The organism is Nesterenkonia rhizosphaerae (assembly GCF_039544555.1).
GTDB lineage: Bacteria > Actinomycetota > Actinomycetes > Actinomycetales > Micrococcaceae > Nesterenkonia > Nesterenkonia rhizosphaerae.
The window spans coordinates 927,982-944,430 of sequence record NZ_BAABLW010000007.1 but is presented as its reverse complement, the minus strand read 5'-3'; the positions used below and the strand labels follow the sequence as shown (position 1 = coordinate 944,430).

The window sequence follows — 16,449 nt, the reverse complement described above, 5'->3', positions numbered from 1 at the left end:
TCACCACGCGGAATTTCTTGTCTCACTTACCAGGTTCCTCACCCGTGCCGTACCGAGGCAGCCGGCAAGAACCTCTTGACCACTCTCTCCAGGCTGCCTAGTGTCAGAAGATGACCGGCGAAGACCCTGATCAGCCGCAGGCTCCCCACCACACTGGCGGCAGCAGAGGTAACGCTGCGATGGAGCCTGGTCGCTCCGTGCTGGCGGGGACGCTGATCGGCGTCGGGATGATGGCCGCTGTGGATGAGATCGTCTTCCACCAGCTGCTGGCATGGCATCACTTCTATGACCGTTCCACACCGGAGATCGGGTTGTTCTCAGACGGGCTGCTCCACGCCGCCCAACTGGTTTTCCTGGTGGCCGGCTTCTTCCTGCTGGCTGAACTGCGTCATCGTCAGCGCCTTGGAGCTCGACGGGCCTGGTCCGGATTCTTCCTGGGTGCCGGTGGTTTTCAGGTTTTTGATGGGGTGATCAACCACAAGGTGCTGCGGGTGCATCAGGTGAGGTACGACGTCGAGAATCTTCTCCCCTATGATCTGGCCTGGATCAGCGCCGGGGTCCTGCTGATCCTCCTGGGGGTCCTCCTGATGGCGAGATCGCCTTCCCGGCGCCGTCGACAATGATGCTCTCGGCGCACGGACACCACCCGCTGCACGCCACAGAAGCTGCGGCAACGGAGTGGCTGCTGCCAGCTGCCGCTTTTGCGGTACTGACCGGCGGTTACTTTGTCCTGCTGCTCCGCCGGAATCTGGTGCTGCAGCGTTCCTGGAGCCCCTGGCGTGGACTCAGCTGGCTGATGGGGGCACTGCTGATCGCGACGGCGCTCTCCCCCGCGGTTGAATCCGGACAGCCGATGGCCGGTCACCTCCAGCACAGCGCCGGGGCCCATATGCTTCAGCACCTGTTACTAGGCATGCTCGGACCACTGTTCCTGGTCTTGGCTGCGCCCATCACGGTTCTGCTGGGGGCCGCTGGCCCGCGGACCCGGCGGGTGTTGGGCCGGGCGCTGAGGTCTGCTGCAGTCCATGTCCTGGGGCATCCGGTCACGGCGGCGGTGCTGCATATCGCTCCGCTCTTCCTGCTGTATCTCACCCCGCTCTACCCGGCGGTGATGAGCAACCCGGCGCTGCATGCGCTGCTGAACCTGCATTTTCTGCTGGCGGGCTGCCTCTATACGTGGTCGCTGGCCGGTGCAGATCCAGCCCCGCGACGCCCCGGCATCATTGCTCGCGCCGGGGTCCTGATCCTCAGTGCCGGACTGCACGCCTGGCTGGCCACACTGATCTATGCCCGCGCGCACACTCTGCCTGCCGCCCAGTTGCACAGTCCGGAGGATCTCCAGGCGGCCGCCCAACTGATGTACTACGGCGGCGACGCCGTGGAGCTCGCGTTGGCAGTGGCGATGTTCGCCGGCTGGTACCGCCACCGGCAGCGGAGAGTCAGGCGAGCAGACCGCGTAAGACCGGTGTCGGTGTCAAAGAAGGAAAAGTTCGACGTATTTCCGAGCCAAGTTCATCTCCGCTAAACCTGCTGGTGGGGAACTGTCTGCAGTGAACTTGCCCGTAATTTCAACGACGAGCTTCCACAGGTTGGAATTATGTTCGCTATGTAAAGCGACAGTTTCACCTTCATGACAATTTGTTGCCTACTGCAAGCAATTTCCGCGTAGGGTGAAGTCCATCACATCTCATGCAGCAGTACTCGCACCGACATGTGATGAACCGTTTGTTTCCTCCCCTGAACAAGGAGAACCAGTGTCACAACACCCGCCCCAAAGGCGGCTGCCCTCATTGGGACAAGCTGCCCTCGTCGGAACACTGACCTTATCCCTGGCTGGACTCGGCATAGGCCCTGCTGCGGCAGAGAACCAACCGGTCCTTCCTAGCCCCGCCGAAGGAGGTGAGAATTCCGCTCCTGCCGTGGAGTCCCTGAATACTGCTGAAGGCCGGGTTGCTGCCTATATCGAGTTCGCAGACATCCAGCCGGCCGCTGAGCGTCTGCAGGAGCAATACGGCGAGGACTTCCATAAGACCGCTCCAGCACCTTCAAAGCGCTCCCGCCTCAGCGAGGCCGAGGATCTGGTGGCTAGCAAAGCGCAGGACATCCTCGAGGAGCTGCCTGAGGCCGAATGGATGTATGAGACCGGCGCCGCCCTCACCGGTGTGGCAGTGGTGGCCGAGGCCGCCGACCTCCGCCTTCTGCTGGAGCGTGAGGATATCGCCGCCATCCACCTCATCCCGGAGATGGAGGCACTGAGCCTGGCGCCCGAAACAGATACTGAAGGTGAAGCTGACGAAGAATCTGAACCGGCGGAAGACAATGCCGGCACGGAGGACTCCAACTCCCAGGACCCCGCAGCTGAAGGGTCCGACACCCAAGAACCCGGCTCTGAAGATTCCGCCACTGAAGAAGACCCCGCAGCCGCGGAGGAGGATGCCGCACCCGAGAACTCCTCGGACACTGCGGAGGAAACGGCCGAGGCAGAACCGGATGAGTCCGCTGCTGAAGATGAGACCGAGGCGGAGGAAGGTTCTGCTTACGACCCCGACCGGGTGGAACTCTCCGAGGGCGGCGAAGAGCCCGAGCTGGCCCTGGAGTATGAAGATGAGATCTCTTCGAACTCCGGCAACGTCATTCATACCGCCACCACTGAAGCGTGGTGGGAGACCGGAGTGCTCGGTGAAGGGGTGACCATCGCGGTCATCGACTCCGGTATCGATTACACCCATGCCACCTTTAACGATTCCGACGACGCCGGCACCGTAGAGGCTTACCAGGCCGCCCGGCACACCGGTGAAGTGGAATGGCCTCAGGGCAATGTCATCAACGGCTGGGACTTCGTCGGTGATGACTACACCGGCACCCCCGGCACCGCCCAGCCTGATCCAAACCCGATCGACACCGCCACCGGCAGTGCAAGTGGACACGGCACCCATGTGGCCGCCACCGCCGCTGGCCGTGGTGTTGATGCCGAAGGTCAGACCTTCACCGGCGACTACTCGGAGTTGGACAACCACGCTCTGCGTGCCTTCGATGTGGGCCCCGGTGCGGCACCCGAAGCACAGCTTGTGGCGCTGAAGGTCTTCGGTCGCGATGGCAGCACGCAGATGACTACCACTGCCCTGGACTGGGTCTACAGCCATAATCTCGACCCCACCGCCTTCGGAGGCGATGAGGATGACTTCATTGATGTGGTCAACCTCTCCCTGGGCGGGACCTTCCCCACTCCGGATATGCCTGAGGCCCGCTATGTGGAGCAGCTGGCTGAGATGGGGGTGACGGTGGTGTCCTCTGCCGGAAACTCCGGTGACCTTCCGGGTGTGAGCGGCTTCCCGGCTGCGGCCACTGACGCTATTGCTGTTGCCTCGTCGGTTTCCGGTCAGTTCTTCTACGACGGCGCGGAGTTCTACTTCGACGACGCCGAGGAACCCGAGGTCATCGCTGGCCAGGCTTCGGTGAACTTCTCCGGCCCCGGGATGGAGGAACCGGCCGAGCTGGTGGCCCTGGACCCGGAGAATTCTCTGGCCTACCTCTCCGGCTGTGAACCGCTGACCGCCGAGGACGCTGAGCTGGTGGCCGGCGAGGTGCTGATGTTGGCCTGGGATGATGACACCGCGCTGCCCTGCGGATCGACTCCGCGTTTTGAAGTGGCGGCAGCGGCAGGTGCTGCAGGCGTGGTGCTGACCTCCACGCTGAGCTCCTTCGGCACAGGTATCGGCGGCAATGCTGAGACCCCGGGTGTCCAGGTCCTGGCAGAGGACTTGGCTCGATTCGCAGAGTACGATCCCGCCACTGGCGCTATTGAGCTGACTCGCGAACTCCAGGTGCGCCTGGATCCTGCCCAGTACAACGGCAGCGTGCCGGTGAGCATCCCCGATGCCGCTGATACGGTCTCTTCCTTCACCTCCCGTGGAAACCCGGGCTCCTTCGGTCTGCTCAAACCTGATCTGGCAGCACCTGGCACGTCGGTGACATCGGCCCGCACCGGTACCGGCAACGGGTCCTCGACCAGTTCAGGCACCTCCATGGCTTCGCCGTTTGCTGCCGGTGTGGCGGCCCTGGCAGTCCAGGCCCACGGCTGGGACTCGGCAGGAGGCTGGCTGACGGCTCAGCGCCATAAGGCACTGCTGATGAACACCTCCTCGCATATGGTGAGCATTGAGGGCACTGAAGCCGGACCGCAGCGGATCGGCGCTGGCCGGATCGACGGCGGGGCGGCAGTGTCCAACCGCGTTATTGCCTACGATGCGCAGAACCCGGGCCTGGTCTCGATGGCCTTCGACCCGGTGGACGCCGCTGAAGAGCTCAGCGTCAGCCGTGACCTGGTCATTGAGAATCACCACGACGAAGATGTCACCCTCGAACTGGCCTACCAGGCTCAGCAGTCAATCCCCGGAGTCACCTTCCAGGTGCCAAGCTCAGCTGCTGTACCGGCTGGTGGCAGCACTGAGGTGACCGTGACGCTGAGCGTCTCTGATGTTGAGGCGCTGCGGAAGGTCATCGACCCCACTATGGATCTGGCTGACCCTGCCCTGCAGGGCATCTTCCCGGGGCTGGTACGCAACTTCCTGGCCAGCGAGCAGGGTTGGATTCAGCTGACCGGCGCCCCGGAGGCTGAGACGCTTCATGTTCCGGTCAACGCCAATGTCCGCCCGGCGTCGACCACCACGGGTGCGGATGTCGTTTTTGATGAGGGTTCGGCCGAGTCTGTGCTGAGCCTCACCGGCAGCGGGCTATCCCAGGGCGAGGGACATGAGCGGTACGAGTCCCTGACCGCACCATTCCAGCTGGGTGCCACCCGGGAGGCTACTGACCCAGAACAGCTGAGCACCCCCTCTGCTGCTGCGGTGGATCTGGCGGCTGTGGGTACGCAGTACTTCGAGGTCGGCGGCACGGAGATGATCGGCATCGGCATTGCTACCCATCATGACTGGGGACGTTTCGGCGCCTGGGACCACTTCATCATTGAGCGGGAGACAGAAGATACTGTCTTCCAGGCTTATGTGGGCCTGAGCAGCATCAATGATGTCACCGCCGATAGCACTATGGTCAGCGTGGATGCCTGCAGCTTGGGCACCGCCACCTGCAGTCTGCAGGGACGCACTCTGCCGTTCCTGCGCGGCGGACATGTGGACACCCGCCCCTATGACAGCAACGTCATGCAGGTAGCCTTCCCGTTGGCGTGGTTCGGAGCCACCGCTGAGGAGCTCGAGGCCGGCGAAGCCGCCTTCGAATTCTCTGTCTACGGCAATAACCGTTCAGGACAGGTCTCCGCCCTGGAGGGCGTGACCTTCTCCCAACAGCAGCATCTGCTGTTCGGTGATGCCGATGACGGAATCTTCTCCACCGCTGCGGGTCAGACCGATATCCCGATCACCCGTCCTGAGGCGCTGATCGGCGTGGGTGGCGACGAGGAGACCGAGGGCGAGCACGCCCAGGTCGCTCAGCTGCTTCTGCTGCACCCGCATAACGCAGGCACAGAGAACCGCTGGGAGATCGTCGATGCGCTGGAGCCTCGTGATCAAGAGGAAGAAGAGGACGACGACGCCGCGGCTGAGTGGTCATCATCTACGGCGTACGACGAAGGTGACCAGGTCCGCTATGACGGTCGGGTCTTCGAAGCGCTCTGGTACTCACAGAACCAGGTGCCGGGCGAGTCTGCCTACAGCGCGTGGTCTGAGATCGGTGCCGAAACCCAGTGCGGTGGCGAGACTGTCAACGCCTGGGCGGCCAGCACGCGTTTCCTCGGTGGCGAGACCGTGACCCATGACGGTGAGCTCTACACCGCCAAGTGGTACAGCCGTAACCAGGAACCCGGTGACCCCTATGGTCCCTGGGATCCGGTTGGTTCCTGCTGATCCGCTGTCGTACATGAGAGAGCCCCGGGGCCGGCGCTGAATCTTCAGCCCGAACCCGGGGCTCTTTCGTCCCGGATGCCTTCGTCTCTTAGCCCGGGATTAGTGCCGCTGTCGGCGCCGGGAGCTGTGCAGCACCAGCGCCCCGAGCCCGAGCAGCGTCAGCGCGCCCAGCAGGATCGCACCGATCGTGGCACCCGTGGAGGCAAGCCCGGTGGAAGCCGAGCCGCTCGTAGTGGGCCCGGCACCAGGCCGCGCAGTATCCGCTTCGCTGACGGTGATCTCGGTCCAACCGATGATCTCGCCCTCGGGGGTGTAGACCGCGAAGCGGTGCTCGCCTGCCGAGTCCGCTGGCAGTGTCACCGTGATGACACCATCGGCATCGGCTGTGGCCGTGCCCAGATCAGCCGGTTCCGAGAACAGCCATACGCGGGTGTCCTCCCCGGCTGCGTCCTCTCCGATGAGGGCCTCAATATCCTGACCGGCCACGGCCGGATCGGTGAGGATCTCCACCTGACCACGAGTGGATTCGCTGAGCTCATCCGGGTTCGGAGGCCACAGGTCCCCGGTGTCGCCGCCAGGTCCGCTGGTGGGCGCCGGCGTTGCAGTTCCATCCGTGGGTGCAAGCGTCGGATCTGGCTTCCCGCTGGGCTCTTCGGAGGGGCCAGGTACCTCCGTCGGATCCCCCGTCGGGTCAGGAGATCCGCTGCCGCCGTCGTCGTCCTGTTCACCCAGCAGCCGGATGACGCCCCAGCGCTCGGTGTTCTGATATCCATTGCCGGTCGGATCAGCCCAACTGGTGACCAGCCTGGTGCCCTCGTGCGAGTCATTGACCTGCACATCGAAGCCGTGCAGAGAACCAACTTCGCCGTACTCGCGCAGATCGATCGCCGCCTGCACGATGTATCCCTCTTCCGTGGTCGCCGTGCTGGTCTCGATCTGCTCCAGCTGGAACTGCTCGTCGCCAGTGCCCACGGAGACCTGGTTCTCGGCGGAGATTCGGAACTGGAAATCGAACTGCTCGCTGAGCAGGTGATGTCCCTGCCGCGCAGCAGTGCGGTATGGGCCGTTTCGCTCATTGCCGATGTCCAAGAAGAACTCCACGGAGTCCTGCACCCAGGGATCCGAGGCTGAAACGTCGATATGAGGATCCGTGATCTCCGCCAGAACGTGCAGGATGCCGTCGTGGTGCAGCAGCCGCACGTCGGCCTGGGCGCCTTCTCTGCCGCCGGTCATGATCTCTGTCTCGGTGAGCAGTGAAGGGACGTCTTCCCATACTTCACTGAGCTCAGCGGTCAGTTCCGGGGCCTGCTCAGCTTCTGGAACCAGGTGGTATGAGAGCTCCTCGGCCAGCACAAGTGTGGCGTTACTCCAGGAGTCCTCACCTGCGCGAAGGTTCACCGCAATGCTGGATCCCGGTGACAGTCCGTCGATGCTGAGCTGAGTCACCGCCTGGGGAGTCAGCTCGTAGCTGGTGCCCTCGTGCTCCAAGGTCACCTCATCAGCTGATGAATCCACGTACACGCTGAGCCCCTCGGTGTTCCAGCGGAACTGAAACTCAGCCGTACCGGCTGCGGTGCTCAGCAGCGGTAAGCGATCCCAGTACCCGGGCTCATCGGCTGCGGCGGGGGCCTCGTCGTAGAAGACCACCGCACGGTTCTCCTGGGCCGGAAGCTCGGCATCGATGGCGCCGTAGTAGGCCGGCTTGGGGGTGAAGTTGTCATTGAACAGCAGCGGTGCCTGGGCAGCACGCCAGCTGCGCCCGTCGGTCAGTCCCCATATGGCTACCGAATCCAGGCTCTCCTCCCACTGGCGGAAGAGCCGGAAGGCATCCCGGTAGTGGTAGGCCTGATTGATGAGCGCACCTTCAGTGACCGAATCGCCTACGGTGATGTCCAGCTCGGTGACCAGCTGCGGCAGCCCCGGCAGCCTGTCATCGACCTGCTGGAAGGCCTGCTCCAGCGCGCTGATGGGCATGGAGAGGTTCAGGTGGAATTGATGAGCGAACCCGTCCACAGGCACCCCACGTTCCAGCAGTCGCTCCACCAGTGAGATCATGCGTTCCCGCTTACCCGAGAGCTCGGTGTTGTAGTCATTGATGTAGAGAGCCACCGGTCGGCTGTCATCAGCGGCATAGACATCGTTGAAGTACTTCTCGGCGTAGCGGAAGGCCGCATCCACGTAGCTTTCATCGCCGTAGATCTGGTACCAGTCTGAGCGACGCATTCCGTCTGCGAACTCACCGCCGTCGGCGATGACCTCATTGACCACGTCATAGGCCACTACGGGGTTTCCGGCGGATCCGAAGGGGCCGTAGCGTTCGGCGAGGGTGCGCGCCACGGCTTCGATGTGCTCCTCCATGCGGGCGTCCATCCTCTCCCGCGGAAGCAGCTGACCAGTTTCGTCGCGGAAGAACCAGTCCGGAGTCTGGGAGTGCCAGACCAGCACATGTCCGTAGACGCCGAGCTCGTTCTGCGCCGCGTAGTCCAGGATGGCCTCCGCCTGACTGTGCAGACGCAGCGTGTCTGTGCCGTCTCCGGAGAACCAGGCCTCGGGTTTCAGGTGGTTCTCCGGGGTGACGCGGTCAAAGTGATGGCCGACGACGCCGGCTGCGGTTCCGGAAGTTTCGCGCTCATCAATGGCCACGCCCAGGGGGAAGCTCACAGTGTCCTTCAACGCGGTCAAGCTGGAGTCGAAGTCGTCCTGGACTCGGGTGATCTTGATGTCGTCGATATAGAAGGTGGAGGTGTTTCCGGGGTTGTCGTTATCCCAGGTCGTCTCGAAGTAGAGGGACAGCTGGTCGGCCGTGGGGGCGGTGAACTGCTGGGTGATCACTGTCCAGCCGTCATTGTCGATGCCGCTGAGCTGACCCAGGGTGGAGTAGCTGGTAGAGCCATCTGTGGTGGCGGCTGCAGAGAACCAGACAGTATCTGGTTCCTCGCCTTCGGCGAAGCGCAGTGCAGCGCTGATCTCGTACTGGACGCCGCCGGCGAGGGCTTCGGTGGCGTCTGCGCCGATGCCCTGTCCTTGGTGGGTGCGCTCGGTGATCACTGCCGAGTAGTCGCCCTGATGAGCATCAGCGTCGGTGACCTCTACTCGGTGCTCACCGTTGGCGTAGCGGGGACCCCATGGGCCAAGGTCGGCGTCCTCAAAGTCATGGCTGAGCGTCTCAGGGCTGTCTGCCGGGGACTCTTCGCCGTTGCCGTCCTGGCCCTCGTCCTCGCCGGGGCCTTCTTGGTCAGGGCCCTCGCCGCTGCGGAGGACCACCGAGGCCGCACGGATGTAATACGGGTACGAATCTAGTCCGTCAACACTGGGGGTTCCCAGATAGGCCCGGAATGCGTCGAGATCGGTGGCGTCGTCGATCTGGAACTCGGAGGTGACCGTGGTCCACTCCCCCGGCGCGGCACTTGAAGCCGTACCCCACTGGTAATTGTGGGCGGCGCCGTCGTCGTGGGCTATCCAGCGGAGATCAAGCGGGGCCTGAAGGCTCTCGTCCAGCATGATCTCGGCACTGTAGACAACGACGTCGCCCGGTGCCGCACGGTGCTCAGCGAGCAGTCCTTGCGGCGACTGAATGCCGTGGAAGTCCTCTGCGCGGTTGACGCGCAAGACGGTGTCACCGTGGAATTCGGTGAACTCGAGCAGGTCTTCACCCCCGCTGTTCTGCCAGGGGCCGAGGTCGGCTGCATCGAAACTGTGGCTGATCAGCGGCGTGCCCTCAGCCGCGGGCTGTTCTGGCGGCGTTGACTGGGCCGCAGCGAGCGTGGGGACTACTACAGCAGCAGCGAGCAACGCGGCTGAAGCGGCGGTCAGTCGTGTAGTGAATGCGCGCAGGGGTCTCATAATGCTCCATCTGGACAGGTGCGAGTGACTGGTCAACTGCGGGTGCTCCGGGCTGAGGTGCCCGTGTGGAGACTCTAGCCACAGTGTGACCTAGTTCACAAGACCTTGTGTGCGATGGAACAACAAAAGTCTGTGCACCCTGGCGCCACCCAGAGCGCTGACGCCGCCAGAGCCGCCTGCAAGGCCGACCTGCGCGGTGCCCGAGAGGCTAACCCATCTGGTCGATGACGGTGTCTGCGACTTCGCGCATGGTCAGCCGACGATCCATCGAGGTCTTCTGGATCCAGCGGAAGGCCTCAGGTTCGGAGAGCCCCATCTTGGTAGTCAGCAGCGACTTCGCGCGGTCCACGAGTTTGCGGGTCTCGAACTTCTCCGCCAGCGAGGAGACTTCCTCCTCAAGGGCGCGGATCTCATCAAAACGTGCGGCTGCCACCTCGATGGCAGGGATGAGGTCGTTCTCGCTGAAGGGTTTGACCACATAGGCCATAGCTCCGGCTTCCCGCGCTGACTCCACAAGGTCGCGCTGGGAGAAAGCGGTGAGCATCACCACCGGTGCGATACGCTCCTCGGCAATGGTCTTGGCCGCGGTGATCCCATCCATCACCGGCATTTTCACGTCCATGACCACCAGATCCGGTTCGGTCTCACGGGCCAGCTCCACGGCCTTCTCGCCGTTGTCGGCCTCTCCGACAACCTCGTACCCGGCGCCGGTGAGGATTTCGACGATATCGAGTCGGATCAGCGTCTCGTCCTCTGCCACCAGCACCCGGCGTGGCTGGTGCTGGGCGGGGGCGACGCCGGCTTCAGTCTGCTCTGTCACGGGGCTCCTTCATGCTTAAGGGTCTATGGGCGGGGCCTGCCCCGCACCAGTTGCTCTGAAAATAAGGGTACCGCCCCGGACTTGGCGGGCAGCAGAGTACCGGCCAGTGTGCTCTACTGCAGCAGCTGTCGGATGTCGTCTGCGCTGAGCTGCACTGGAGCGGCGTCGTCGCTGTCCTCCAACACCCGGGAGAACAGCTCGTGCTTGGACTGCTGCAAGGCCATCACCTTGGACTCGATGGTATTTGCGGCGATGAGCCGGTAGACCATGACTGATCGGGTCTGCCCAATGCGATGGGCACGATCGATGGCCTGGGCCTCGGCTGCCGGGTTCCACCAAGGGTCCAGCAGGATCACGTAGTCGGCCTCCACCAGGTTCAGACCAAAACCACCGGCCTTCAGCGAGATGAAGAAGACCTCCCGCTCCCCTGCCCGGAAAGCATCGATCTGGTCCTGTCGCTTGGCGGTGGCCCCGTCCAGGTAGGCCGAGGCGATCCCGCGTTCATCTGCGGTGGCGCGAGCCTTCTTCAAGAACCTGGTGAACTGACTGAGCACCAGCACCCGGTGCCCTTCGGCGGTGACCTCTTCCAGCAGCTCACCCAGGGCCTCGAGTTTGACCGAAGGGGCAGTGCCCTCCCCGGCGAGTTCAGCGTCCAGGGCCAGCTGCCGCAGAGTAGTCAGGGACCGGAAGATCTCAAACCGGTTGGTGCTCACGTTCTCCACCAGCCCCAGGATTTTCGCCCGTTCGCGCTGGAGTCTGCGGTCGTAAAGCTCACGGTGGTCCGGATGGAGTTCGAGGCTCAAGACCTGCTCCTGCTTCGGAGGAAGCTCTGTGGCCACCGCTTCTTTGGTTCGCCGCAGCAGGAAAGGACGCAGTCGACGGCGCAGCGTGGCCAGCCGTCCGGCATCGCGCTCTTTCTCGATGGGGTTCTGATACGTCTGGATGAAACGCTGCCGCCTGCCCAGCAGTCCCGGACAGGTCAGTGCGGCCAGCGCCCAGAGCTCCATGAGGTTGTTCTCCAGCGGTGTGCCGGTGATGGCCAGCGTAAAAGGCGTGTTCAGACCCCGGGCAGCACGGTGACCGCGGGAGGCATGGTTCTTGATCATCTGCGCCTCGTCCAGGATCAGCCCCGCCCAGTCCAGCTCCCGGTAGCGTACCTCCTCCAGCCGGAACAGCGCGTAGCTGGTGATCACGATGTCCGCGCCCTGAACCTGCTGGGCCAGCGGCTCGCCACTCTTCTGCGCCGTCTCGGAGATGACAACTACCTCCAACGACGGCGTGAAGCGGTGTGCTTCGGCCTTCCAATTGCCCACCACGGAGGTGGGTGCCAGGATCAAGAACGGTGCAGTGTCCTTGGGTGCAGCGTCCTCCCGCACCGACTGGATCATCGCCAGCGTCTGCAGGGTCTTGCCCAGGCCCATTTCGTCAGCCAGGATGCCACCGAGCCGGTGTTCGTAGAGGAAGCGCAGCCAGGAATAGCCATACACTTGATAGTCCCGCAGCGTGGCGTGAAGGCCCGCAGGTGGCTTGCGCAGCTGAAGCGTGGCGTCGTCAGAGAGCTGACGCAGGCTCTCCCACCACTGGTGCTCCCGCTGTGCGACAACGCCGACATCGCCCAGCTGCTCCCATAGGTCCGACTGGTATCGGCTTAACCGCAGTCCGGAGCCGCTGGGCTGATCATTGAGCGAAGCGGCTTCCTCGATGATGCTGCGCAGCTGGTCCAGCTCAGGAGAATCCAGCGGGAAATAGGTGCCAGAGGGCAGCACGAAGATCGATTCGTTCCGGCTGAGGGCGGCGAACAGATCAGCAAAATTGATCTCTTCACCCTCGATGGTCACGGTGACCTTCAGGTCGAACCAATCACCAGTGGCGTTGGAGCTGTTCAGCTGCAGTTCCGGCCCGGTCTCGCCTGCGGCGCTTAAGTCGCCGTCGGTTTCTGCAGGGGTTCCGGGGGCCAGTTCAGTGGTCTCCGCTGCGCTGATTTCTACCACTGGCGTTTCTCGTGCTCGGCGGTAGCCGGGGAGGCCGGCAACTACTGCGTCCCCAGAGGCCAGGATAGTTGCAGCGGCGTGAACACAGCCCGGGGCGGCACCGCAGCTGCAGGTGATGTGCATCTGGCCGGTGCCGTCGTCGTCCAGCCAGGTCTCCACCACTGGGCGCTCGTACCATTTGCCGGTCTCCGCTGAGGCCACCACTGCCTCGATGCGCTGCAGCCCGTCCTGGGTCTCATCACTGACGATGAAGACGCTGTCAGATTCCACCATGGCGTGTGCGGCCTGGAGTGTGGCTTCATCAGTCAGGGTGAGCAGCGCCCGGGAAAGTACTGAATCAGACATTCCCGTCACATCACCGCATTCCGTCGCTTGTGGTCAACCCAGTCATCTTACCTATCTCTGTGGTGTTGCCTGAGTCCGTGAAGTACTGCGCTTCAGGGCCTGGTGGCGTGAGCGTCGATGAAGTGCTGGGCCTTCTCCAAGGTATGCGAACTGTAGGTGCCTGCGGCCCGCGCATCCAGGATCACTGCCTGTTCGACCTCCAGAAGCGCCGCTTGGAGTTCGCGCCGCTGAGCAGCAGGGCTGTGATCTTCGGGCAGCTCCAACAGCGCGGCGATCGAAGCGCTGTCCTGAGCGGCTCGGTGCCGAATATCCTCCAGGACTTCCGCGGAGAAAGGTGTGCCGTCTTCGCGCAGCAGTGTCTGGCTGTTCAGGAACACGTGCCGCGCCTGCGCGATCTCCTCTGCCAAACGCGACATTTCTTGCCGCATGCGCTGCTCATCAGTGCCGCGGATACCCAGCAAGCGGATCAGTGCAGGAAGCGTCCCACCTTGGAGGACAAGGGACAGCACCGCCACCGTGAAAGCGATGAGTACCAGCTCGGCACGGTGTGGCACATGATGCGGCAGTGATTGTGCCGCTGCCAGGGTGACCACCCCGCGCATTCCTGACCAGGCAAGAACTGCACCACCGCGCCAGCCGAGTCCTTCGCGGGCTAAAGCCAGCGCGTCTGAATGCAGCATTCGCAAACGTCTCTGCACTGACGCCTGCCGATTCCCGCGGCCTCGGTGATGTGCTGGGAGCTGCTCGCGGCCCGCATCCACTGCTTCGGGCACGCCCGTGATCCGCGCGGCGTATTCCAGGGCGCGGGCGCGTTTTCTTCGCAGTCCGGCGATCAGCGGCACCACAAAGGCAATCCGCACCACCACAAGCAGCCCGGTCACTGCCACCGCGATTCCAACTGGCGTCCAGATGTCGCGTCCGGAGGCCTGGACCTGCGCCACCACAGCAGTGATCTCATAGCCCATCAGAAGGAAAACACCGTTCTCCAGCAGCAGCTGAATGGTGCGCCAGTTGGTGCGTTCGGTGACCCGGTCGTGAGCGGTGAACTTCTTCGCGCTCTGGTGTCCGGTGATCAGCCCGGCAGCAACCACAGCAATCACGCCGGAGGCGCCGATATGTTCTGCCGGCATAAACGCAACAAAAGGCACCACCAGAGATATCGCGGTGGTCAGCACTGGCTGCTGAGTAATCCGCGAACGCACTCCCACGGAGACAACACCGACCAGTGCACCTATAGCGATACCCACCACCAGGGCGTAGGCGAAACTTCCGACCGCCTGCCACAGTGAGAAAGATCCCGCGACGGCGGCCACTGCGGTACGTAGTAAGACCAGAGCCGTAGCGTCATTGACCAGGCCTTCGCCTTCGAGGACAGTGACCAGTCGGGGCGGCAGGCCCAGACGTTTGCCGATGGAGACCGCCGCGACAGCGTCAGGAGGGCTGACCACTGCGCCTAAGGCGATGGCAGCAGCGAGTCCGATTTCTGGCATCAGCCACCACAACAGCATCCCGGTGGCAACCGCGGAGCCGATGACCAGGAAGACAGAGAGCACGGTGATGCTGCCCAGATTGCGACGGAAGTCGGTGATCGGCACGTTAACTGAGGCCGAATAAAGGATCGGTGGCAGCACCACCATGAGAATCCACTCCGGTTCCACCAGCACCTCAGGGGTGCCGGGGATGAAGCTGCATCCAATGCCGATGAGCACCAGTAGAACGGGGGCTGCGATGCCGTGCTTCTGCGCAAAGAGTGTGGCGGCCACAATAATCAGCACAGCCGCTACGGCCAGCAGGGTCAGTTCTTCCACGCGGCCTCCCGGCAGAAAATCCCTAAGAAATGTGCCCGAAGTGGGACTCGAACCCACACACCAGAGGTACCGCATTTTGAGTGCGGCGCGTCTACCAATTCCGCCATTCGGGCGCGGGCCGGGCGACCGGCCAGCCGCTACAGTCTACCCAAAACTGCAGGCTCGGCTGAACACGCTCGCCCGGACTACTTCTATATTGCCTTTGTTACAGCGCCGAGTGCGCTGAAAGCGCGCTGGCAGCACTGGCTGCGCTGCGCGAGGGCCACGGTCCCACCGGCTCCTTGGTGGGCAGCGCATCGGCGTCGCCGCGGCGCAATGCCTCAAGGTCAACTCCCCCATCTGGCAGGTCACCGATGCGGTGAACCTTGACCATATTGGTGGTGCCAGCCTGTCCTGGAGGGGAACCCGCGGCGATGACCACCAGGTCGCCCACATCGGCGATGCCTTCTTCAAGAAGCTGTCGCTCCACCTGGGCAGTCATCCGGTCGGTGTGGGAGGCGAACTCCACCCAGCGAGGCTGCACGCCCCAGCTCAGGCACAGAATGTTGTGAGTGTGCTCCACGTGGGTGAAGGCGAAGATCGGCTGCTTGGGGCGCAGCCGGGAAAGCCGCCGGGCAGAGTCGCCAGAGCGGGTGAATGTGGCCAGGTAGGGCACATCCAGCTGTTCTGCCATCTCCTTGGCGGCACGGGTGATGGCACCACCGCGAGTCTTCGGCCGGGTACCCAGCTCTGGGATGCGGGTCAGGCCCTTGGCTTCAGTGGTCTCGATGATCTTGGCCATAGTTTCCACGGTCTTCACCGGGTACTTACCCACGGAGGTCTCACCGGAGAGCATGACGGCGTCGGCGCCGTCGAGCACGGCGTTGGCGCAGTCTGAGGCCTCTGCACGGGTGGGACGAGGGTTGTCGATCATGGATTCCAGCACCTGGGTGGCCACGATGACGGGCTTGGCCCAGCGGCGGGCAAGTTCCACCGCGCGCTTCTGCACCACAGGAACTTCTTCCAGCGGAAGCTCGACACCGAGGTCTCCGCGGGCCACCATGATGGCGTCGAAGGCATCAATGACGTCCTGCAGCGCGTCAACTGCCTGCGGCTTCTCCAGCTTGGCGATCACCGGCACGTGGCGGCCTTCTTCGTCCATGATGCGATGGACTGCCTCGATGTCTGCGGCGTCGCGGACAAAGGACAGCGCGATCATGTCGAAGCCTGTGCGCAGCGCCCAGCGCAGGTCATCCTCGTCCTTCTCGCTGAGAGCGGGAACTGAGACGGCCACACCGGGCAGGTTGATGCCCTTGTTGTTGGAGACGTTTCCAGGCACGATCACTTCGGTGACCACGTCGGTGTCGGTGACCTCCAAGGCGCGCAGGGTGACTTTGCCGTCGTCGATCAGCAGACTGTCCCCCACTTCCACGTCCTGGGGCAGGGTCTTCAACGTGGTGGAGCAGCGCTCCTTGGTGCCCTGAATGTCCTCGGTGGTGATGGTGAACCGGTCACCGACTTCCAAGTAATGCGGCCCGTCAATGAATCGGCCCAAACGGATCTTGGGGCCCTGCAGGTCAGCGAAGATTGCCACCGCCTGGCGCATATCCTTGGCGACCTCGCGCACAGTGTTGTAGGTCTCTTCGTGCACGGTGTAGTCGCCGTGGCTCATATTGACGCGAACGACGTCGACCCCGGCCTCGATCAGCTCCCGGGTCTTCTCATAGCCGGCCGTTGCCGGGCCGAATGTTGCGACGATCTTGGCGTGTCTCATGCCTCACCTTTGTCGTTGTCGGATTAACTTC

The 16,449-nt window shown here is 63.3% G+C and carries 8 protein-coding genes and 1 tRNA gene; 3 read left to right on the top strand and 6 right to left on the bottom strand.

What is annotated here, in order from left to right; translation table 11 throughout:
- Positions 1 to 110: 110 nt before the first annotated feature.
- The 3 genes from ABEA23_RS09990 to ABEA23_RS09980 all read left to right on the top strand — a co-directional run bounded on the left by ABEA23_RS09990 (position 111) and on the right by ABEA23_RS09980 (position 5,858).
- Positions 111 to 623: a DUF2243 domain-containing protein gene (locus tag ABEA23_RS09990; RefSeq protein WP_345477859.1), complete on the top strand. Its 513-nt coding sequence runs from the start codon at positions 111 to 113 to the stop codon at positions 621 to 623.
- Positions 623 to 1,525, top strand: coding sequence for a cytochrome c oxidase assembly protein (locus ABEA23_RS09985; RefSeq protein WP_345477858.1), 903 nt, complete (start codon positions 623 to 625; stop codon positions 1,523 to 1,525). The genes ABEA23_RS09990 and ABEA23_RS09985 overlap by 1 nt, the downstream gene beginning before the upstream one ends.
- A 394-nt stretch (positions 1,526 to 1,919) precedes the next feature.
- Entirely contained in the window at positions 1,920 to 5,858 is a 3,939-nt protein-coding gene (locus tag ABEA23_RS09980; protein ID WP_345477857.1) for a S8 family peptidase, read from the top strand.
- A 99-nt stretch (positions 5,859 to 5,957) separates the two neighbouring features.
- Here ABEA23_RS09980 and ABEA23_RS09975 read toward each other — a convergent pair whose 3' ends face one another.
- The 6 genes from ABEA23_RS09975 to pyk all read right to left on the bottom strand — a co-directional run bounded on the left by ABEA23_RS09975 (position 5,958) and on the right by pyk (position 16,418).
- On the bottom strand, positions 5,958 to 9,701 hold the full coding sequence (locus tag ABEA23_RS09975) for an endo-1,4-beta-xylanase (protein WP_345477856.1): 3,744 nt from the start codon (positions 9,699 to 9,701) through the stop codon (positions 5,958 to 5,960).
- A gap of 208 nt (positions 9,702 to 9,909) precedes the next feature.
- The gene (locus ABEA23_RS09970) at positions 9,910 to 10,521 is read right to left on the bottom strand and encodes an ANTAR domain-containing response regulator (protein WP_345477855.1); all 612 of its coding nucleotides are present in this window, start codon (positions 10,519 to 10,521) and stop codon (positions 9,910 to 9,912) included.
- Positions 10,522 to 10,634: 113 nt separating this feature from the next.
- A complete protein-coding gene (locus ABEA23_RS09965) occupies positions 10,635 to 12,857 on the bottom strand; it encodes a DEAD/DEAH box helicase (protein ID WP_345477854.1) in 2,223 nt (740 codons plus the stop codon).
- A gap of 92 nt (positions 12,858 to 12,949) precedes the next feature.
- On the bottom strand, positions 12,950 to 14,665 hold the full coding sequence (locus ABEA23_RS09960) for a cation:proton antiporter (protein ID WP_345477853.1): 1,716 nt from the start codon (positions 14,663 to 14,665) through the stop codon (positions 12,950 to 12,952).
- Positions 14,666 to 14,697: 32 nt separating this feature from the next.
- Positions 14,698 to 14,778 (bottom strand) — tRNA-Leu (locus ABEA23_RS09955).
- Between the two features lie 92 nt (positions 14,779 to 14,870).
- Positions 14,871 to 16,418, bottom strand: a complete 1,548-nt coding sequence (gene pyk, locus ABEA23_RS09950; protein WP_345477852.1) for a pyruvate kinase — start codon at positions 16,416 to 16,418, stop codon at positions 14,871 to 14,873.
- Between the last annotated feature and the right edge of the window lie 31 nt (positions 16,419 to 16,449).